General features: G+C 61.7%; 15 protein-coding genes and 3 tRNA genes. 4 read left to right on the forward strand and 14 right to left on the reverse strand.

All coding sequences use genetic code 11. The annotated features are described in order from the left end of the window. Positions 1 to 12: 12 nt before the first annotated feature. The 4 genes from oxlT to DT070_RS19820 all read right to left on the reverse strand — a co-directional run bounded on the left by oxlT (position 13) and on the right by DT070_RS19820 (position 3,838). Positions 13 to 1,347 carry an oxalate/formate MFS antiporter gene (oxlT, locus tag DT070_RS19810; protein WP_122956947.1) on the reverse strand — a complete coding sequence of 445 codons (1,335 nt, stop codon included), beginning with the start codon at positions 1,345 to 1,347 and terminating at the stop codon, positions 13 to 15. A gap of 368 nt (positions 1,348 to 1,715) precedes the next feature. Beyond that, entirely contained in the window at positions 1,716 to 1,844 is a 129-nt protein-coding gene (locus tag DT070_RS21710) for a hypothetical protein (RefSeq protein WP_255416848.1), read from the reverse strand. A 35-nt stretch (positions 1,845 to 1,879) separates the two neighbouring features. Continuing rightward, on the reverse strand, positions 1,880 to 3,274 hold the full coding sequence (gene fumC, locus DT070_RS19815) for a class II fumarate hydratase (RefSeq protein ID WP_122956948.1): 1,395 nt from the start codon (positions 3,272 to 3,274) through the stop codon (positions 1,880 to 1,882). A 105-nt stretch (positions 3,275 to 3,379) separates the two neighbouring features. Then, complete coding sequence (locus DT070_RS19820; RefSeq protein WP_153976328.1) at positions 3,380 to 3,838, reverse strand: GAF domain-containing protein; 459 nt, start codon at positions 3,836 to 3,838, stop codon at positions 3,380 to 3,382. 149 nt (positions 3,839 to 3,987) lie between these two features. On the opposite strand from DT070_RS19820, the gene DT070_RS19825 reads away from it, so the two are divergent. The 3 genes from DT070_RS19825 (at position 3,988) to DT070_RS19835 (ending at position 7,240) form a co-directional block, all read left to right on the forward strand. Then, positions 3,988 to 5,538 (forward strand): fumarate hydratase, encoded by a 1,551-nt coding sequence (locus DT070_RS19825; RefSeq protein WP_122956950.1) that lies wholly within the window; start codon positions 3,988 to 3,990, stop codon positions 5,536 to 5,538. Positions 5,539 to 5,563: 25 nt separating this feature from the next. Continuing rightward, positions 5,564 to 6,403 (forward strand): glutamate racemase, encoded by an 840-nt coding sequence (gene murI, locus DT070_RS19830; RefSeq protein ID WP_122956951.1) that lies wholly within the window; start codon positions 5,564 to 5,566, stop codon positions 6,401 to 6,403. A 213-nt stretch (positions 6,404 to 6,616) separates the two neighbouring features. Next, positions 6,617 to 7,240, forward strand: coding sequence for an alternative oxidase (locus DT070_RS19835; protein WP_122956952.1), 624 nt, complete (start codon positions 6,617 to 6,619; stop codon positions 7,238 to 7,240). 22 nt (positions 7,241 to 7,262) lie between these two features. Here the strand turns inward: DT070_RS19835 and DT070_RS19840 are convergent, their stop codons facing one another. From DT070_RS19840 to DT070_RS19850, 3 genes are read right to left on the reverse strand one after another with little or no spacing between them, the layout of a single operon-like run. After that, entirely contained in the window at positions 7,263 to 8,756 is a 1,494-nt protein-coding gene (locus DT070_RS19840; RefSeq protein WP_122956953.1) for an efflux transporter outer membrane subunit, read from the reverse strand. Continuing rightward, positions 8,749 to 11,928 carry an efflux RND transporter permease subunit gene (locus DT070_RS19845; RefSeq protein ID WP_122956954.1) on the reverse strand — a complete coding sequence of 1,060 codons (3,180 nt, stop codon included), beginning with the start codon at positions 11,926 to 11,928 and terminating at the stop codon, positions 8,749 to 8,751. Before DT070_RS19845 ends, DT070_RS19840 begins: the two co-directional genes overlap by 8 nt. Positions 11,929 to 11,940: 12 nt before the next feature. Then, positions 11,941 to 13,203: an efflux RND transporter periplasmic adaptor subunit gene (locus tag DT070_RS19850; RefSeq protein WP_122956955.1), complete on the reverse strand. Its 1,263-nt coding sequence runs from the start codon at positions 13,201 to 13,203 to the stop codon at positions 11,941 to 11,943. A gap of 174 nt (positions 13,204 to 13,377) precedes the next feature. On the opposite strand from DT070_RS19850, the gene DT070_RS19855 reads away from it, so the two are divergent. Then, entirely contained in the window at positions 13,378 to 14,058 is a 681-nt protein-coding gene (locus tag DT070_RS19855; protein ID WP_122956956.1) for a TetR family transcriptional regulator, read from the forward strand. Here DT070_RS19855 and DT070_RS19860 read toward each other — a convergent pair. The 7 genes from DT070_RS19860 to clpP all read right to left on the reverse strand — a co-directional run bounded on the left by DT070_RS19860 (position 14,055) and on the right by clpP (position 19,856). Next, a complete protein-coding gene (locus tag DT070_RS19860; RefSeq protein WP_122956957.1) occupies positions 14,055 to 14,687 on the reverse strand; it encodes a DUF6806 family protein in 633 nt (210 codons plus the stop codon). The genes DT070_RS19855 and DT070_RS19860 overlap by 4 nt on opposite strands. 58 nt (positions 14,688 to 14,745) lie before the next feature. Next, positions 14,746 to 14,838: transfer RNA gene (locus tag DT070_RS19865), tRNA-Leu, on the reverse strand. Positions 14,839 to 14,930: 92 nt separating this feature from the next. Beyond that, positions 14,931 to 15,004: transfer RNA gene (locus tag DT070_RS19870), tRNA-Cys, on the reverse strand. Between the two features lie 96 nt (positions 15,005 to 15,100). Then, a tRNA-Gly gene (locus DT070_RS19875) sits at positions 15,101 to 15,176 on the reverse strand. A gap of 65 nt (positions 15,177 to 15,241) precedes the next feature. Beyond that, a complete protein-coding gene (gene lon, locus DT070_RS19880) occupies positions 15,242 to 17,671 on the reverse strand; it encodes an endopeptidase La (protein WP_122956958.1) in 2,430 nt (809 codons plus the stop codon). A gap of 117 nt (positions 17,672 to 17,788) precedes the next feature. Beyond that, entirely contained in the window at positions 17,789 to 19,054 is a 1,266-nt protein-coding gene (gene clpX / locus DT070_RS19885) for an ATP-dependent Clp protease ATP-binding subunit ClpX (RefSeq protein WP_122956959.1), read from the reverse strand. 145 nt (positions 19,055 to 19,199) lie between these two features. Further along, positions 19,200 to 19,856 carry an ATP-dependent Clp endopeptidase proteolytic subunit ClpP gene (clpP, locus tag DT070_RS19890; protein ID WP_369973896.1) on the reverse strand — a complete coding sequence of 219 codons (657 nt, stop codon included), beginning with the start codon at positions 19,854 to 19,856 and terminating at the stop codon, positions 19,200 to 19,202. Positions 19,857 to 19,930 lie beyond the last annotated feature (74 nt).

Below are 19,930 nucleotides of genomic sequence, written 5' to 3' on the forward strand. Positions count from 1 at the left end.
CCTCTTGCCGGCTTACTGCGCGGACTGCGGGAGGTGACCGAAGCCGGCCTTGCTGCCCGGCGCCGCCGCCGGCAGCACGGCCTTTTCCATCTCGGCACGACGCATCGGGCGCAGCACATACCAGGCCATCAGCGCAGCGATCGCATTCATGACGCTGCCGACAATGAACACGGCGTGCCAGTTGCCGGTCATCGCCGTGAGCACGCTGGAGAGCGGAACCAGCAGTGACGCGGTGCCCTTGGCGGTGTAGAGCAAGCCTGCGTTGGAGGCGGCGTACTTCGAGCCAAAGGTGTCGGCGCAGGTCGAGGGAAAGAGGCTGTAGATCTCACCCCAGGCGAAGAACACCATGCCCGTGAGGACCACGAAGGCCACAGGGTTGTGGCCGAACTGGTACAGCGCCAGGATACCGACCGACTCGATGCCAAAGGCGATCAGCATGGTCTTCTCACGGCCGATCTGGTCCGAGACCCAACCGAAGAAGGGACGGGTCAGGCCATTGAGCACGCGGTCGATAGCCAGGGCAAACGTGAGCGCCGGCAGCGCCAGGCCCATGATGCTGACCGGCACATCGCCGACATTGAAATCCTTGGCGATGGGCCCGAGCTGCGCCGTGGCCATCAAACCGCCGGCAGCGACCATCACAAACATGACGTACATCACCCAGAACACCGGCGAGCGCAGAACTTCGGACGGCGTGTAGTCGCGCCGGCTTTGCTGCACATTGATCGCTGAGATGGAACCGCTCTTGGCCAGGTTCGCCGGCGCCCGCGTCAGCAGGAAGGACACGACGAAGACGATCACGCCCTGGATGATGCCGAAATACAGGAAGGCCGACTGGTAGCCGCTGCCCTTGATCATGGCCGAGATCGGAAGGATGGTGAGCGCGGAGCCCGCACCAAAACCCGCAGCGGTCAGGCCCGCAGCCAGGCCGCGGCGATCCGGAAACCACTTCAGCGCATTGCCCACGCAGGTGCCGTACACCGCACCGGCGCCAATGCCGCTGATCGCAGCGGCGATGTAGAGCAGCATCAGCGAATCGGCAAACGAGTTGATCACCCAGCCCACGCCGCAAAGAATGCCGCCGACCATGACCACCGGACGTGGCCCGAAGCGGTCGACCAGGTAGCCTTCAATCGGCACCAGCCAGGTTTCGGTCAACACAAAAATCGTGAAGGCCACCTGAATGGCGGCCTTGCTCCAGCCGTACTTGTCGGCAATCGGGTTCACAAAAAGGGTCCAGCCATATTGCAGGTTGGCAATCATCGCCATGCAGACGATGCCCAGGAGAAGCTGTATCCAGCGATGAGCGCTCGATGGCGCGGAGGTGGCCGTGTTGGCGTATGTCATGAATGTCTCCAGTCGTTGTATGCCGAGGAAATTGCAATTGCAATCACTGATGCTGTTGTTGTGGGCGGATTGTGAGAGCGCGCATTTGCAAGCCCGCTTGATCGCGATCAAGTTTGAAAAAACTTTTGCACATCGCGAAAAAAACGAAAGCTGATTGAAAGAATCACGCAGCGTTAACCCTCGACTGCTGCGCTTGATTCAGTTCACAAGATGAAGGCGTGCGGGTATCGGCAAGGCCGAAACTGAACACGCAATGCGTGAATCAAAAAGCCCGGCATTGCACCGGGCTTGGGAGGCACTGGGAAGAAAAAGCAAAGAACAACCGCATCGCGCGGCCTGTCGCCGGCGGCGCAACCGCCCGGCAACAATCAGCGATCCCGCAGGGCGCTGATGAAAATAGAGAGCGGCGTAGCAGCCACCAGTTCACGCAGCAAAAGGCGAATACGTGCAATGGCTGCGGGTCGCGCCATCTTCCAATACAGGGCGAAGGGGGTCATGATTTTTCCATTGCCGGATCAGATCTAGGCCAGCGTCAGCCCACCATGTTTTCAGGCCGCACCCAGGCATCAAACTGCTCAGCCGTGACATGGCCGGAAGCCAGCGCCGCATCGCGCAGGCTGCTGCCTTCCTTGTGCGCCTTCTTGGCGATGAAAGCAGCCTTGTCGTAGCCGATGTGCGTGTTGAGGGCGGTCACCAGCATCAGTGAGCGCTGCACCAGTTCGTTGATGCGTTCGAGATTCGGCTCGATGCCGACGGCGCAATGGTCGTTAAAGCTCACCATGCCATCGGCCAGCAGGCGCACGCTTTGCAAAAAGTTGTGCGCCACCATGGGACGGAACACATTGAGCTCGAAGTTGCCCGAAGCGCCGCCGAAGTTGATGGCCACGTCGTTGCCGAACACCTGCGCCGCCAGCATGGTGACGGCCTCACTCTGCGTCGGGTTGACCTTGCCCGGCATGATGGACGAGCCGGGCTCGTTCTCGGGAATGCTGAGCTCGCCGATGCCGCTGCGCGGGCCGCTGGCGAGCCAGCGCACATCGTTGGCGATCTTCATCATGCTGGCCGCCAGTGTCTTGAGCGCGCCGTGCGCGTGCACCAGACCGTCTACCGAAGCCAGCGCCTCAAACTTGTTGGGCGCCGTAACAAAAGGCAGGCCCGTGAGCGAGGCCAGCTCGGCAGCCACCTGCTCCGCATAACCCTTGGGTGCGTTCAGGCCCGTGCCGACAGCGGTGCCGCCCAGCGCCAGCTCATACAGATGCGGCAAGGCGGCGCGCACATGTTTTTCGCCATGGTCCAGTTGCGCCACATAGCCCGAGAACTCCTGGCCCAGCGTGAGCGGCGTCGCATCCTGCAGGTGGGTGCGGCCAATTTTCACGATGCCGTCAAAGTCCCTGGCTTTTTTCGCCAGCGTGGCGCGCAGCTTAGCAATCGCCGGCAGCAGCTTGTGCGTCATGGCTTCTACGGCAGCCACATGCATGGCGGTCGGGAACACATCGTTGGACGACTGGCTGCGGTTGACGTCGTCGTTGGGGTGCACCAGCCGGCCTTCGCCACGCTCGCCGCCCAGGATTTCGCTCGCGCGGTTGGCCAGCACCTCGTTGACGTTCATATTGGTCTGCGTGCCGGAGCCCGTCTGCCACACCACCAGCGGGAATTCATCGGGATGCTTGCCCGCGATCACCTCGTCCGCCGCAGCCACGATGGCTTTGGTCTTTTTCTCGTCCTGCAGGCCCAGCGCGTGGTTGACTTTGGCCGAGGAGCGTTTGACCTGGGCCAGCGCCTTGATGATTTCACGCGGCTGCTGCTCGCCGGAGATGTCGAAGTTCTGCAATGAACGCTGCGTCTGCGCGCCCCAGAGCTTGTCGGCCGGCACGTCAATCGGGCCGAAGGTGTCGCGCTCCGTGCGCGTGGTGCTGCTTGTCGTCATGGAATGTCCTGCGCTGTCAAAAAGAAAGGGGGAACGCGGAAGTATGACGTCAATCGAGAAAGATTCTCATCTGAAGGGGTTTTGAGCCCCCTCAGGCGGCTTGCCTTACTTCAGGTAGGCCGGCAGCACGCGCGCGGCGTTCTGCAAGAACTCGAATTCGCCATCGGGCAAAGGACGGGGCACAAAGTCGAAATGGCACAGCGTGCCGAAAAGTTCGCCTCTGGCATCCAGCAAAGGCAGGCCGTGGTAGGCCACCACCACGCCCTTGAAGGGGCTGCCGTCCACGCGCGAATCACCGCGTGTGTCGTCAGTCAGAAAAGCGCCTTCGCGCATGGCGTGCTGGCAGAAGCTGTCGCCCAGCGGCACCACGCCCAGCGATTCGGGCAGCAGCGAACCTTCGCGGTCAAAAAGATAGAGATTGCGCACCGTCATGGCCTCAAGCCGGTAAATCGCGGTGCAGCGGTGCGTGACGCGCCCATTGAGAAAGGCAAGCCCTGCCAGGACGCCCCCGGCGCCAAGGATACGGGTGAAGTCGGCCAGAGGGGGTTGGAGCAATACGGTCATGGTGCAGCTCCGACTATAGCCCCGGGGCGATTGCACCGGCAACGTCAAAAGACGCAGGCGGACACAGGGCGCCCCAAGGACGGATAATTGCAGGGTTTGCCCGAAACCTCCAAAACGCCCCCCAAAACGATCTCCACGACGACCCCACCATGACCACGATCAAGCAAGCCGACCTCATCGAATCCGTAGCCGCCGCCCTGCAGTACATCAGCTACTACCATCCCGCCGACTACATCGCCCACCTGGCGCGCGCTTACGAGCGCGAGCAAAGCCCGGCAGCCAAGGACGCGATTGCGCAGATCCTTACCAACAGCAAGATGAGCGCGACCGGCCAGCGGCCGATTTGCCAGGACACCGGCATCGTCAACGTGTTCCTCAAGGTCGGCATGGATGTGCGCTGGGAAGGTTTTACCGGCAGCCTGGACGACGCCATCAACGAAGGCGTGCGGCGCGGCTACAACCACCCCGACAACACGCTGCGTGCATCCGTGGTGGCTGACCCGCAGTTCGACCGCAAGAACACCAAGGACAACACGCCGGCCGTGATTTTCACCGAGCTGGTGCCCGGCAACACCATCGACGTCACGGTGGCGGCCAAAGGCGGCGGCAGCGAGAACAAAAGCAAGATGGTCATGCTCAACCCAGGCGACTCGGTGGTCGACTGGGTGCTGAAAACCGTGCCCACCATGGGCGCCGGCTGGTGCCCGCCCGGCATGCTGGGCATCGGCATTGGCGGCACCGCCGAAAAAGCCGTGCTGATGGCCAAGGAAAGCCTGATGGACGACCTGGACATGTACGAGCTGCAGGCCAAGTCGTCTTCCGGCGCCAAGCTCACCAAGACAGAAGAGCTGCGCCTGGAACTGTTTGAAAAGGTCAACGCGCTGGGCATAGGCGCGCAGGGCCTGGGCGGCCTGACCACCGTGCTGGACATCAAGATCAAGATGTACCCGACGCATGCCGCCAGCAAGCCCGTGGCGATGATCCCCAACTGCGCCGCTACGCGCCACGCGCACTTTGTGATGGACGGCAGCGGCCCGGTGTACCTGGACCCGCCGTCGCTGGACCTCTGGCCCAACGTGAACTGGACGCCCGACTACCAAAAGAGCAAAAAGGTCGACCTCAACACCCTGACCAAAGAAGAAGTCGCCAGCTGGAAGCCCGGCCAGACGCTGCTGCTCAACGGCAAGATGCTGACCGGCCGCGACGCCGCCCACAAGCGCATCAAGGACATGCTGGCCAAGGGCGAAAAGCTGCCGGTGGATTTCACCAACCGCGTCATCTACTACGTCGGCCCGGTGGACCCGGTGCGTGATGAAGCCGTAGGCCCGGCCGGCCCGACCACGGCCACCCGCATGGACGGCTTCACCGAGATGATGCTGGCCGAGACCGGCCTGATCTCGATGATCGGCAAGTCCGAGCGCGGCCCGGTCGCCATTGAGGCCATCAAGAAACACAAGAGTGCTTACCTGATGGCCGTCGGCGGCGCCGCCTACCTGGTCAGCAAGGCCATCAAGACCGCCAAAGTGCTGGGTTTTGCCGACCTGGGCATGGAAGCGATCTACGAGTTCGACGTGGTCGACATGCCCGTGACCGTGGCGGTGGATTCGGGCGGCACCAGCGCCCACATCACCGGCCCGGCCGAGTGGCAAAAGAAGATCGCCACCGGCGAGTTCAAGCAGATTCCGGTCACCAGCGTTTGAGCCCTTTGCGGCGGAGAACACTGACTTGACCGGCCAGCCCATCGGTATTTTCGACAGCGGCGTGGGCGGCCTGAGCATTTTGCAGGCGCTGCGGGCCGAGCTGCCGCAAGAAGACTTCATCTACATCGCCGACAGCGGCCATGCACCGTATGGCGAGCGCGACGACGCCTACGTGCTGGCGCGCTCACGCGCCGTCACCGCCCACCTGGCCGCGCAAGGCGTCAAGGCCCTGGTGATTGCCTGCAACACCGCCACGGCGGCGGCCGTTGACTCGCTGCGCGCGGAACACCCCACCCTGCCCATCATCGGCGTGGAGCCGGCGCTCAAGCCCGCCGCGCTGCTCAGCCGCACCCGCCGCATCGGCGTGATGGCCACCCGCAGCACGCTGGCCAGTGCACGTTTCAAAACCTTGCTGCAATCGTTCGCCGGGCAGGCGGACTTCGTGCTGCAGCCCTGCGACGGCCTGGCCGGCGCGATCGAGCACGCCGGCATCCAGGCAGCCGCCGGCACTGAAGATGCTACAAAAATCATAGCTATATGTGCAAGCAGCGTAAGGGCTATGGGCCAATTTGGCTTGAAACATGGGGAAATCGACACGCTGGTGCTCGGCTGCACGCACTACCCTTTCGCCAGCCCGCACCTGCGTGAGTTGCTGGGCCCTGCGGTGCAGTTTCTCGACACGGGCGCGCCTGTCGCGCGCCAGACGCGCTGGCGGCTGGCGGCAATCACGCCGCCCGCCGGCGCCGCTGACCACCGGGTTCCCGGCCGGGTCAGCTTCTTCACCACCGGCCAGCCCGCCGCCCTGCAGGCTGCGGCGCAGCGCTGGCTGCAACTGGGTGGTGAGGTGGGGTCGCTATCGCTGTAATCACGGCTTGCGCCCTGGCGCGCTGGCGCCCGTCAGTGAATGCAGAAACCCTAAGCCCCTGGATAAAAGCTGAAATCTGCTTCGCGGTCTATTTTCATGATCAAATGGGCTTGTAGCCCAATAAACACGTGGGCTTTTCGCTACTAAATTTATAGCATCTTCCCCCGCCGGCCGGCATCCCGCCAACCGGCAAACCTTCCAGGAGAAGCGCTCATGTCCTCTGCAGCACCCCGCGAATCACACCACGCACCCGTCGATGTCTCCGACTGGTTTGCCTGGCGCGCCACCCGCTTCCTGCGCTTTCTGGCCGACACCTTTTTTGCCGGCCGCTATGGCAACCGCGCCGTGGTACTTGAAACCGTGGCCGCCGTGCCCGGCATGGTGGGCGGCGCGCTGGTGCACCTGAAATCGCTGCGCAGCATGGTGGACGATGAGGGGTGGATCCGCACCCTGCTGGACGAAGCCGAGAACGAGCGCATGCACCTGATGACTTTCGTCCACATCGCCAGGCCGAGCCAGTTCGAGCGCTGGATGGTGATGCTGGCGCAGGGGATTTTCTACAACCTCTTCTTCCTGCTGTACCTGGTGTCTGCGCGCACAGCGCACCGGCTGGTCGGCTATTTTGAGGAGGAAGCGGTCTACAGCTACACCGAATACCTGGCCGGCATCGACGCCGGGCAGTACGAGAACGTGGCCGCGCCGCAGGTCGCCATCGATTACTGGAAGCTGGCGCCTGACGCACGCCTGCGCGATGTGATCCTGGTGGTGCGTGATGACGAAGCGGGTCACCGCGACGTCAACCACGACTTTTCAAACCAGCTCAAGGCCCGGGACTAAAAGCCCGGGCCCGGCCGGCCCCTCAGCGGCTGAGCTGGGTGTCGGCCCGCAGGGTCAGGCCTTCTTCGGGCAGGTCTTTCCAGCCACCGCCCAGCGTCTTGTACAGCGTGACCTGGCTCTGCAGCTGGGCCAGGCGGGTTTGCACGGCGGCCTGGCGTGCGGCGAACAGCGAGCGCTGCGCATCGAGCTGGTCCAGGTAGCTGGCCACGCCGTTCTGGTAGCGCAAATCAGCCAGCTTGAAACGCGTGGCTTCGGCGTTGGCCTGGGCCTGCTGGGCGCGCAGCTGCTCACCCAGGGTGGCGCGGGCCGCCAGCGCATCGGACACCTCACGAAACGCCGTCTGGATGGCTTTTTCGTACTGCGCCACGGCAATGTCGCGGCCGGCATTGGCTGAATCGAGCCCCGCGCGGTTGCGGCCCGCATCGAAGATCGGCAGGATCAACTGCGGCGCGAGTGTCCAGCCGTAGGAGCCGCTCTTGAAGAGGCCGGAAAGGTGCGAGCTGGCGCTGCCGGCCGATGCCGTGAGCGAGATGCGCGGGAAGAACGCCGCGCGCGCCGCACCGATGTCGGCATTGGCAGACAGCAGTTGCTGCTCGGCCTGGCGGATGTCGGGGCGGCGGGTCAGCAGGTCGGACGGCAGGCCTGCCGGCACATCCACCATCATGGGCGCGTCAGCCAGGCCCTTGCCGGCCGGCAAAGCCACCGCGAGATCACCCGTGAGCGGCTGGCCCAGCAGCAGCGTCAAAGCGTTCTGGTCCAGCGCGCGCTGGCGCACCTGCTGGGCCAATGAGGCGCGGGCCGCTTCGGTCAACGACTCGGCCTGGCGGAACTCCAGCTCGGACGTCACGCCGTTGTCAAAACGCAGCTTGCTCAGCTTGAAGGACTCTTCGCGCGTGACCAGCGTTTGCTGCGTGATGGCCAGCAGTTCCTCGTCGGCCAGCAGGCTGAGGTAGGTATTGGCCACCGCGGCGATCAGGCTGATCTGGGTGGTCTTGCGCCCTTCTTCGGTGGCCAGGTATTGCGCCAGCGCCGACTCTTTGAGGCTGGCGACTCGGCCGAAGAAGTCGAGCTCATAGGATGTCATCAGCAGGCCGCCCGTGTAGGCGCTGGTGATGCTGCCGTTGCCGTTGGCATTGGGCTGGCGTGAACCGGTGATGCCGGCGTTGATCGTCGGGAACTGGTCGGCACGGCGGATCTGGAACTGCGCGCGTGCCTGCTCGATGTTAAGCACGGCAATACGCAGGTCGCGGTTGTTGCGCAGCGCGGCATCGATCAGCAGGCGCAGCTTGGGGTCGCTGAAGAAAGCCTGCCATTCGATATCGGCCGCGGCGGGCGCGGCAGCCGTCGCCGGCGTGGCGGCAGCCGGCTGGGCAGACCCGGCCACCCAGTTGGACGTGGCGGGCCATTCAGCAGCCACAGGGGCTGCCGGGCGTTCGTACTTCGGGATCATCGAGCAGCCGGCCAGTATCACTGCCGCGCTCAGCGCCAGAAGTTGTGGGAGCCTTGTTTTAGTCATGGGCCTTGCCTTCATTTCCTTCTTCTCCGGTGATGCCTGCCGCCTTGGCATGTTCGGAATACATCCTGTTCTGGCGCTCGCTGCCCTTGAAGAGGCCGCGCACCACCACAAAGAACACCGGAACAAAAATCACCGCCAGAGCCGTGCCGGTGATCATGCCGCCGATCACGCCGGTGCCGATGGCGCGCTGGCTGGCAGAACCCGCGCCGGAAGCCAGCACCAGGGGCAGGACGCCCAGGCCGAAGGCCAGCGAGGTCATGACGATGGGGCGGAACCGCAGATGCGCCGCTGCCAGCGCCGACTCGATCACGCCCTTGCCCTGCGCCTGCAGGTCTTTGGCGAACTCGATGATCAGAATGGCGTTCTTCGCCGAGAGGCCAATGATGGTAATCAGCCCCACCTGGAAGTACACGTCGTTCGCGTAACCGCGGAACAAGGTCGCCAGCAGCACGCCGATCACGCCCAGCGGCACGACCAGAATCACCGCCAGCGGGATGCTCCAGCTTTCGTACAGGGCAGCCAGGCAGAGGAACACCGCCAGGATGGCGAAGCCGTACAGCAGGGTCGCCTGCGAGCCGGCGAGTTTTTCCTCGCGCGACTGGCCGGTCCATTCAAAGCCGAAGCCTTGCGGCAGCTGCCCGGCGAGTTTTTCCATCTCGGCCATGGCGGCGCCTGTGCTGTAGCCCGGTGCGGCGCTGCCGCCAATGCGCATGGCGGGGTAGCCGTTGTAGCGCACGGTCTGCATTGCGCCGCTGATCCAGCGTGTGGTGGCGAATGCCGACAGCGGCACGGGCTGGCCGCGGCTGTTGCTGGCGTTGAGCTTGAGCAGGTCGTCGGGCTGCATGCGGGCAGGCGCATCGGCCTGCACCACCACGCGCTGCAAACGCCCCTGGTTCGGGAAGTCGTTGACGTAGCTGGAGCCCAACGCGGTCGACAGGATGGAGTTGATCGAGTCAAAAGGCACGCCCAACGCGTTCGCCTTGTCGCGGTCGATGTCGATCTGCAGCTGCGGCGCATCTTCCAGGCCGTCGGGGCGTACCTGCGCCAGCACCTTGCTCTTGGACGCCATGCCAAGTAGCTGGTTGCGTGCATTGACGAGCGCCTGGTGGCCCGCGCCTGAGCGGTCTTGCAAACGGAAGCTGAAGCCGGAAGCCGTGCCCAGTTCGGGAATCGGAGGCGGGCTGAGCGGGAAGATGAAGGCATCGCGAATGCCCATCAACGCACCGAAAGCGCGCCCCGCAACCGCGCTGGCCGAGTGTTCTTCGCCTTCGCGTTCTTTCCAGTCCTTGAGCGTCACAAATGCCAGCGCGGCATTCTGACCCTGACCTGAGAAGCTGAAGCCAAGCACGCCGACCATGCTTTGAACCTCAGGCTGCTTGAGCATGAAACCTTCGACGTCCTGCATCACAGCCAGCGTACGTTCGTAGGTTGCGCCCGGCGGCAACTGCACATTGACCAGCAAATTACCCTGGTCCTCGTTGGGCAGGAACGAGGTCGGCAGGCGCAGGTACACCACCGCCACCGCGGCGATGATAGCCACGTAGATGACGAGGTAACGTGCCGCGCGCTTGAGGATTCGCGCGACGACGCTTTCATAGCTCTTGGCCGTGCGCGAGAACCCGCGATTGAACCAGCCGAAGAAGCCCTTCTTCTCGTGATGGTGCCCGGCTTCAACGGGCTTGAGCAGCGTCGCGCACAGCGCCGGCGTGAGCGACAAGGCCATGAAAGCGGAAAAAGCAATGGACGACACCATCACAGCAGAAAACTGGCGGTAAATATTGCCGGTCGAACCCGCAAAGAATGCCAGCGGCACGAACACGGAGATCAGCACCACCGTCACGCCGATGATGGCGCCGGAAATCTGCTGCATGGCCTTGCGAGTCGCTTCCAGCGGAGGAAGGCCCTCCTCGGTCATGATGCGCTCGACGTTTTCGACGACCACGATCGCATCGTCCACCACGATACCGATCACCAGCACCATGCCGAACATGGTCAGCACGTTGATCGAAAAACCCAGCGCGAGCAAGGTGGCAAACGTGCCCAGCAGCGCGATAGGCACCACGATGGTCGGGATGATGGTGTAGCGCCAGTTCTGCAGGAACAGGAACATCACCAGGAACACCAGCGCCACGGCTTCGAACAGCGTCTCGGCCACCTGGGAGATAGAAATCTTGACGAAGCGCGAGCTGTCGTACGGAATATCCCACTTCATGCCTTGGGGGAAGAAGCGTTCCAGCTCGGTCATCCTGTCGCGCACCGCCTTCGCCGAAGCCAAAGCATTGCCGCTGGGAGCGAGCTGCACGCCGATACCGATGGCCTGCTTGCCGTTCAGGCGTGCCGAAGTTCCGTAAGACTGCCCACCCAGCTCAATGCGCGCCACGTCTTTGAGGCGCACAGACGAGCCGTCGGTATTGGCGCGCAACACGATGTTGCCGAATTGCTCGACGTTGGCGAGCTGGCCGTTGACCACCACAGTGGCTGCAATGCCTTGCCCTGCCACGTTGGGCCTGTCGCCGATGCTGCCGGCCGACACCTGCGCGTTTTGTGCGCGGATGGCGTTGTTGACGTCACTCGCCGAGAGGCTGTAGCCCGTGAGCTTGGCAGGGTCCAGCCAGATGCGCATGGCGCGTTCGGTACCGAACAGCTGGGCCTGGCCGATACCTTTGACGCGCTGGATCTCGGGCACGACATTGCGCGAAGCGTAATCGCCGAGCGCGACCGGGTCGTGCGCGGGATTGTCGGACGACAGCATGATGAACAACAGGAAGTTGGCGCGCGATTTATCAACGCGTACACCCTGCTGCGTCACGGCGGCAGGCAAACGCGGTGAGGCGCGCGACAGGCGGTTTTGCACATCGACCTGCGCCAAATCGGCATTGGTGCCGGGTTCAAAGCTCAGCGTGATGCTGCCGGTGCCGTCCGCTTGCGCGACCGACTCCATGTAGATCAGGCCGGGGGAGCCGTTCATTTCGCGCTCGATCACCGACAGCACGCTGTCTTCGAGGGTCTGGGCAGATGCGCCTGGATACGCGGTGTTGACTACGATGGCGGGCGGCGCTACCGGCGGGTACTGCGCGACCGGCAGCTGCGTGATCGCCACGCCGCCGACCACCAGGATGAACAAGGCAATCACCCAGGCAAAGATCGGCCGATCAATAAAAAACTTGGCCATGTACTGGGCTCCTTACTTCGCTGCCGAGGATGCGGCGGACGCGGCAGGCGCGGCGGCTGAGGCGGACGCCGCCGGGGCCGAGGCGGCGCCTGCGGCTCCGGGCGGTTGCCACGGCACGGGCTTCACAGGAGCGCCGGGCTGCATCTTCTGGAAGCCGTCGACGATGACCTGCTCGCCGGTTTTGAGGCCGTCAAGGACGACCCACTTGTTGCCTTGGGAAGAGCCGATCTTGATGTTGCGCGGGCTGACTTTGCCGTCGGCGCCGACCACCATGACGGAGTCACCCTGGTTGGTACGCGTCACAGCCTGCTGGGGCAAGGTAATGGCATTGGTGGCTTGCGCCTGCTCAAGGCGCACGCGCACATAGAGGCCTGGCAGCAGCTGGCCGCCGGGGTTCGGTACTTCGGCCCGCAGCGTCACCTGCCCGGTCGTCGCATCGACGGTCAGGTCGGAAAACAGCAGGCGCCCGGGTTTGGCGTATTCGGTGCCGTCTTCAAGCACGATGCGTACGCTGGCGGCATCGGCGCCGCTGGCGCGCTTGAACTGGCCGCTTTCCATCGCGGCACGGAGCTTCATCACATCCGTGGCGGACTGCGTGAAGTTGACATACATCGGGTTAATCTGCTGGACCACCGCCAGTTGGGTCGCTTCACCCTGACCGACCAGTGCACCTTCAGTCACCAGCGCGCGGCCGATACGGCCTGAAATGGGCGCCGTCACCGCGGCATATCCCAGGTTGATGCTGGCCGTCTGCACATTCGCCTTGCCCACGGCCACGTCGGCTTCGGCCTGCTTCTGGGCAGCCACGGCGTTAGCGTACTCCTGCTTGCTGATGGCGTTGGCCTCTACCAGCGGCTTGTAGCGCTCGGCCAAAGCGGTGGCCTGTGCCAGATTGGCTTCGGCGCGCGCCTGGCCCGCCTTGGCGCTGGCGGCGGCTGCCGCGTACGGTGCGGAGTCGATGGTGAAAAGCGGCTGCCCCTCTTTCACGTCGCTGCCTTCGCGGAACAGCCGTTTTTGCAAAATACCGGCGGCGCGCGCCCTGACCTGCGCCACACGAGACGCCTCCAGGCGGCCTGGCAACTCGGTGACCAATCCGACATCGCCCTGGGTGACCGTCACCACACCCACCTGCGGCGGGGGTGGCGCGCCGCCGCCCTGTGCGTCACCCTTGCCGCAACCGGCGAGGAGCAGTGAAAGCGCCGCGACCACAACAAGCGGCTGGTGAAGGGTAAATTGGGGGCTCAAAATTGAACGGACAACGCGAGACTTGGGCATGCTGTTCCTCGGATTTTTGGGAAAGAAGGCGCGAGACAAAAAGCGATATCGGCGACTGGAACAAAACACAGTCACCGAAAACGAAAAGAATAAGGGTTTTTGCGAGTGTTATAGTTTACATACATTTGTGAATGTATAACGACAGCGATAAAAATTCCATTTCTGGAGACCCACTTGGCCCGTCGAACCAAAGAAGAGGCGCTGGAGACACGCCACAAACTGCTGGATGCGGCCGAACACCTGTTTCAGTCGCAGGGAGTGTCACGCACCAGCCTGCAGGACATTGCCAGGCGCGCAGGAGCGACCCGTGGCGCGGTGTATTGGCACTTCAGGGACAAGGCAGACCTCTTCAACGCCATGATGGAGCGGGTCACGCTCCCGATGGAAGAGTCCTTTCACCACGAAAACAGCCAGCAAGACAGCCCGGATCCCCATCTGACTGCGATCGACAGAATACGGCATTCCACCGTCAATGCCTTGCGGCAAATTGTTACCGACACCCAGACACGGCGCGTCTTCGAGGTTGCGACACAAAAGGTGGAGTACGTCGAGGAACTGCAGGCAGTTCGCCTGCGCCACCTCACCGTGCGCAAGGGTTTTCTGGACCGCATCCAGCAAGGCATGGAAACCGCGGCGACTCAGATGGATTTGAAGTTACCTGTTTCAGCCTCGGCGGCCGCGCAGGGATTGCACGCTCTCATCGACGGACTGATTCAGAACTGGCTCCTGGACCCGGAGGCCTTCGATCTGCTGGAAGTGGGCCAGTGCGCAATTGATGTGTACTTGCGAGGCATGGGCTTTCCCGGCGATCAGCAGGCAATTACCGCCTGCGCAGAGCCCGCCGTGCAAGCCTAGTGCAAATGCCGCGGCTTGCGGCCGCCGCCATGGCCTGAACCGCCCTGCGGCCCACCCAGGCCTCGCGGCGGCTTGCCGAGCTGCATGGAATTGACGAGTGCGTCAAAGCGTTGCTCAAACAGCTTGTCAACCGCCGCAACGATTTCACCGAGTTCGGAGCCGTCAAAGTGGCGCTCCATCAGGCCGATCATGTCCTGGACCAGAAGGTCGCGCTGCACCTGCATGATGGCGGCCGGCGTGGGGCCGACAAAATACATCGCAAAGTCGTCACGCGCCTCTTCTTCGTCATCGCCCTCTTCTTCATCAAAGTCGGAGTCATAGAAGGTCACCTCTATCGGCGCACCCGCTTCCGCCAGGTCATTCAGGCCCATGCACATCTCATCCAGCGCCTGGCGGAAATCTTCGTCGCCCGGTACGGTCCAGCACATCTGCAAGAGATGTTTGTGCGCGTCGAACCGGATGCCGGGCTCTTCTTCATAAGCGCTGGCAGCACCGGCCGCCAGGGACTTGGAGCCCGCGTACTTCCAAAGGGGCTTGAGAGCCTCCTGCAGTTGCTCAAAGCTGACGTCAGCCCGCAAAGGCACTTCGCCATGGACGTGAATTTCAAAAGGAGTGTTGTAGCGGGACATGATGGAATTTATCTTACCCAGTTTTCAAAGTCGCGCCAGGGGCATGGGTGAGCCGAAGTGGTGCCTGAGACCGGAATCGAACCGGTACGCCCGCTATTCACGAAGCGGCGGATTTTAAGTCCGCTGTGTCTACCTATTTCACCACTCAGGCTCAAGCTCTTTACGCCAACGCCGTATTCGAACCTTCCAGCGTATTGTCAAACAAAAAAGCCCCATGGCTGGGGCTTATGACAACTGGCTTGATGGAGGCGCGGCCCGGAGTCGAACCGGGCTAGCCGGATTTGCAATCCGGTACATAACCGCTTTGTTACCGCGCCGTATTCTGTCTGCCTCGGCAAAGTCCAATGACCCTGCCGGTACTCAACGAAACTCCAATGAAAAAGGACAGCATTTTGAAGTGCTGCCCTTTGAATTGGAGCGGGAGAAGAGTCTCGAACTCTCGACCTCAACCTTGGCAAGGTTGCGCTCTACCAACTGAGCTACTCCCGCGATTACAGCCTCAAATTATAGCTTAACTTTTCGGCCTTTTCCAGAACTTTGAAAAAACTTCTGAATTAATGCTTCACCGTTCCCGTAGCTTCCGCTGGAGGAACCACTGCGGCAGCCGCAGCCACAGCGACTTCCTCATCGGTGAGCGGGACTGGCTGACGTTCCAGCGCTACCTGAAGAACCTGATCGATCCATTTCACCGGCACGATCTCCAGACCACTCTTCACGTTGTCGGGAATCTCCTGCAAGTCCTTGGCGTTTTCTTCCGGGATCAACACCGTCTTGATGCCGCCGCGCAAAGCTGCCAGCAATTTTTCTTTCAGCCCACCGATGGCAGTGACCTCACCGCGCAGCGTGATCTCGCCGGTCATGGCGACATCGCCCCGCACCGGAATGCCGGTCAATGCAGAAACAAAAGCCGTCGTCATCGCGGCGCCCGCGCTCGGGCCGTCCTTGGGTGTCGCGCCATCCGGCACATGAATATGGATGTCGCGTTTTTCGAACATCTCATCCTTGATGCCAAGCACCTTCGCGCGACTGCGCACCACCGTGCGTGCAGCCTCGACGGACTCCTTCATGACGTCGCCAAGCGAACCTGTCCGCGTGATCACACCCTTGCCGGGCATCATGGCGGCCTCAATCGTCAGCAGGTCGCCGCCAACTTCCGTCCAGGCCAGGCCGACCACCTGGCCCACCTGGTTTTGCTGCTCAGCGCGGCCGTAATTGAATTTGCGAACACCCAGGAAGTCGTTGAGGTTGTCCGGCGTGACGACGACCTTGGGCGTCATCTTCTTGAGCTGGATTCCCTTGATGACCTTGCGGCAGATCTTGGAGAGTTCGCGCTCGAGTGAACGCACGCCCGCTTCACGCGTGTAGTAACGCACGATGTCGCGCACGGCCTGCTCTTGCACCTCAAGCTCGCCGTCCTTCACGCCGTTGTTCTTGACCTGCTTGGGCAACAGGTAACGCATGGCGATACTGGTTTTTTCGTCTTCGGTATAGCCCGAAAGCCGGATGACTTCCATACGGTCCAGTAGGGCCGGCGGGATGTTCATCGAGTTGGACGTGGCCACAAACATCACGTCGCTGAGGTCGAAGTCGACCTCCACATAGTGATCACCGAATGTGTGATTCTGTTCAGGGTCAAGCACCTCCAGCAATGCGCTGGAAGGGTCACCACGGAAATCCGTGCCCAGTTTGTCGATTTCATCGAGCAGGAAAAGCGGGTTACGGGTACCGGCCTTGGTCAGGCTTTGCAAAACCTTGCCCGGCAAAGCGCCAATGTAGGTGCGGCGATGGCCACGAATTTCTGCTTCGTCCCGCATGCCACCCAGAGCCATGCGCACATACTTGCGCCCGGTCGCCTTGGCGATCGATTGGCCCAGAGACGTCTTGCCCACACCGGGAGGCCCCACGAGGCACAGGATCGGCGCCTTGAGCTTGTCGACGCGTTGCTGCACCGCGAGGTATTCAACGATTCGGTCTTTGACCTTCTCCAGGCCGTAGTGGTCTTCATTGAGCACGTTCTCGGCATTGCCCAGGTCGTGCTTGATCTTGGTCTTCTTGCTCCAGGGCAAGCCGGTGAGCACATCGATATATGTCCGCACCACCGTCGCTTCAGCGGACATGGGCGACATCAGTTTGAGTTTCTTGAGCTCGCTCTCAGCCTTTTTACGGGCCTCCTGAGGCATCTTGGCAGACTTGATCTTTTTCTCGATCTCTTCGATGTCCGCGCCTTCTTCGCCTTCGCCCAGCTCCTTCTGGATCGCTTTCACCTGCTCATTGAGGTAGAAATCGCGCTGGTTCTTCTCCATCTGGCGTTTGACACGGCCGCGGATTTTTTTGTCGACGTTGAGAATGTCGACTTCGCGCTCGAGCTGCTCATAGAGGTTCTCAAGCCGCGCCTTGACATTGTCGAGGTCCAGGATCACCTGCTTGGCATCCAGCTTGAGCGGCAAATGTGCCGCAATGGTGTCGGCCAGCCGTCCGGCATCGTCGATGCTGGAGATCGACGTGAGAATCTCTGGGGGGATTTTCTTGTTGAGTTTGACGTAGTGGTCAAACTGCTGCATCACGGCGCGGCGCAATGCCTCGATTTCGCTGGTCTTGTCGCCGGCAATCACGACAGCCGTTTCAACCGGCGTGACATTGGCGGTGAAATGCTGTTCACCCTCTTCGATCTTGTTGACAGTGGCGCGTTGCTGCCCTTCCACGAGCACCTTCACGGTACCGTCAGGCAACTTGAGGAGTTGCAGGATCGTGGCCACGCAACCCACTTCAAACATGTCCTCGACAGACGGCTCATCTTTGGCTGCGGCTTTTTGCGCCACCAGCATGATCCGGCGCTCGGCCTCCATCGCCGACTCCAGCGCCTTGATGCTCTTGGGGCGTCCCACGAACAGCGGGATCACCATGTGCGGAAAGACCACCACGTCCCGCAAAGGCAGGAGAGGCAGGTCAATGGGGGTGGAAGGCAATGAAGTTTGTCCGGACATATAAACCTTAAACGTTAGCCGTGGCGGCCAGTTGCATGGCCCGGCGAAACACAATCAACCCAGACATGGGGCGCACGGGAGCGCTTTTCAAGCATTCCGGCCAGCCTGTTGGGGTGTTCAGGCTTTCTTGGCCGCTTCTCGGTACACAAGCAAGGGAGCCTTGTTTTCTTCGATTGTGGACTCGTCCACAACAACCTTGTCCACATTGCTGGCATTTGGCAGGTCAAACATGGTGTCAATCAGCGATTGCTCCAGGATGGAGCGCAGGCCCCGCGCGCCCGTCTTGCGAGCCAGCGCTTTGCGGGCAATGGCCTTGAGGGCGGATGGGCGAATTTCCAGATCAACCCCTTCCATGGCCAGCAGTTTGCTGAACTGCTTGACCACCGCGTTTTTCGGTTCGGTCAGGATTTGCACGAGCGCGTCTTCACTGAGTTCAGCCAATGTGGCAACCACGGGCATGCGGCCGACCAGTTCAGGGATCAGGCCGAACTTGATCAGGTCTTCCGGCTCGACTTCCTTGAAGGCATCGGTCAGGGTTCGCGATTTTTTGCTTTTGACGACCGCGCCAAAACCCATGCCGGAAGCTTCCGTGCGGTTCTCGATGACTTTTTCCAGGCCGGCGAAAGCCCCGCCACAGATAAAAAGGATGTTGGTGGTGTCCACCTGCAGGAAGTCCTGGTTCGGGTGCTTGCGCCCGCCCTGCGGCGGCACCGAGGCCATGGTGCCTTCAATCAGCTTGAGCAGCGCCTGCTGAACGCCCTCACCCGACACATCGCGAGTGATGGACGGGTTGTCGGACTTGCGCGAAATCTTGTCGATTTCATCGATATAAACAATGCCCTGCTGGGCGCGTTCGACCTCGTAATTGCAACTCTGCAGCAATTTCTGGATGATGTTTTCGACGTCTTCACCGACATAACCGGCCTCTGTCAGCGTGGTGGCGTCGGCCATCACAAAGGGCACGTTGAGCGTGCGGGCCAGGGTTTGGGCCAGCAAGGTCTTGCCGGAGCCGGTCGGGCCGATGAGCAAGATATTGCTTTTGGTCAGCTCGACATCGTCTTTCTTGGCTTTTTCCTTGTGGCGCAGGCGTTTGTAGTGGTTGTACACCGCCACAGCCAAGGTGCGCTTGGCCGGCTCCTGGCCGATCACGTAGCCGTCCAGCGTTCCCTTGATCTCGGAGGGGGTGGGCAGATCGGTGCGTGTTTCGCGGACATCTTCGCCGGCCGGCAACTCATCACGAATGATCTCGTTGCAGAGATCGATGCACTCATCGCAAATAAAAACCGAGGGGCCAGCGATCAGTTTTTTGACTTCGTGCTGACTTTTGCCGCAAAAAGAGCAGTGCAAAGTCTTTTCGCTGGAGGAGCCTTTTTTCTCGGCCATTGTTGGGGATGCCTTTAAGGTGCCTGGAGGGGGAACTGTTACCTAATGATAACCAATAAAAAAACGGCGTTTCTGTTACAGAAAACGCCGTTGTTGCGATGCAACCCGGAAGCGCTTCAAGCGGTTTTTAGCCGCTTTTGGGCGATCAGGGACGCTTGGCAATCACCTGGTCGACCAGGCCGTACTCTTTGGCTTCGTCCGCGAACATGAAATAGTCACGTTCGGTGTCACGCTCAATTTTCTCGACGGTTTGACCGGTGTTGGCCGCCAGGATGCGGTTGAGCTGGTCACGCGTCTTGAGAATGTCGCGGGCATGGATCTCGATGTCCGTTGCCTGGCCTTGCGCGCCGCCCGAGGGCTGGTGAATCATCACGCGCGAATTGGGCAGCGAGAACCGCTTGCCCTTGGTGCCGGCCGACAACAGGAAGGCGCCCATGCTGGCCGCCATGCCGACGCAGAGGGTGGAGACATCGGGCTTGATGAACTGCATGGTGTCGTAAATCGCCATGCCGGCCGTGACGGAGCCGCCCGGGGAATTGATGTAGAAGGAAATGTCCTTGTCCGGGTTTTCGCTTTCCAGGAACAGGAGCTGGGCCACCACCAGGTTGGCCGTCTGGTCATTGACCGGGCCGACCAGGAAAATCACGCGCTCCTTGAGCAGGCGCGAGTAAATATCGTAAGAGCGCTCGCCGCGGCCGGACTGCTCGATAACCATGGGCACCATGCCCAGGCCTTGCGCGTCCTGGGCGCCGGCTTGCGGGCCGGTGTAGGCGCCGCCGTAAATACTGTTTCGGACCATCATGTTTTCTCCAGAGATGTTTGTACTGTACCCAAAAATAAATTGGGGCCTGCGCCGTAAAGCACAAGCCCCAATAT

Source organism: Polaromonas sp. SP1, from assembly GCF_003711205.1.
In the GTDB taxonomy this organism is placed as follows: Bacteria; Pseudomonadota; Gammaproteobacteria; order Burkholderiales; family Burkholderiaceae_C; genus Polaromonas.

Excerpts from the sequence above, each read along its gene's own strand:
- DT070_RS19850 (WP_122956955.1), bottom strand. The coding sequence starts at position 13,203 with ATGCCCAAGTCTCGCGTTGTCCGTTCAATTTTGAGCCCCCAATTTACC.
- DT070_RS19825 (WP_122956950.1), top strand. The coding sequence starts at position 3,988 with ATGACCACGATCAAGCAAGCCGACCTCATCGAATCCGTAGCCGCCGCC.
- oxlT (WP_122956947.1), bottom strand. The coding sequence starts at position 1,347 with ATGACATACGCCAACACGGCCACCTCCGCGCCATCGAGCGCTCATCGC.
- DT070_RS19845 (WP_122956954.1), bottom strand. The coding sequence starts at position 11,928 with ATGGCCAAGTTTTTTATTGATCGGCCGATCTTTGCCTGGGTGATTGCC.
- DT070_RS19860 (WP_122956957.1), bottom strand. The coding sequence starts at position 14,687 with ATGTCCCGCTACAACACTCCTTTTGAAATTCACGTCCATGGCGAAGTG.
- fumC (WP_122956948.1), bottom strand. The coding sequence starts at position 3,274 with ATGACGACAAGCAGCACCACGCGCACGGAGCGCGACACCTTCGGCCCG.
- lon (WP_122956958.1), bottom strand. The coding sequence starts at position 17,671 with ATGTCCGGACAAACTTCATTGCCTTCCACCCCCATTGACCTGCCTCTC.
- clpP (WP_369973896.1), bottom strand. The coding sequence starts at position 19,856 with ATGATGGTCCGAAACAGTATTTACGGCGGCGCCTACACCGGCCCGCAA.
- DT070_RS19835 (WP_122956952.1), top strand. The coding sequence starts at position 6,617 with ATGTCCTCTGCAGCACCCCGCGAATCACACCACGCACCCGTCGATGTC.
- DT070_RS21710 (WP_255416848.1), bottom strand. The coding sequence starts at position 1,844 with ATGACCCCCTTCGCCCTGTATTGGAAGATGGCGCGACCCGCAGCCATT.
- DT070_RS19820 (WP_153976328.1), bottom strand. The coding sequence starts at position 3,838 with ATGACCGTATTGCTCCAACCCCCTCTGGCCGACTTCACCCGTATCCTT.
- DT070_RS19840 (WP_122956953.1), bottom strand. The coding sequence starts at position 8,756 with ATGACTAAAACAAGGCTCCCACAACTTCTGGCGCTGAGCGCGGCAGTG.
- clpX (WP_122956959.1), bottom strand. The coding sequence starts at position 19,054 with ATGGCCGAGAAAAAAGGCTCCTCCAGCGAAAAGACTTTGCACTGCTCT.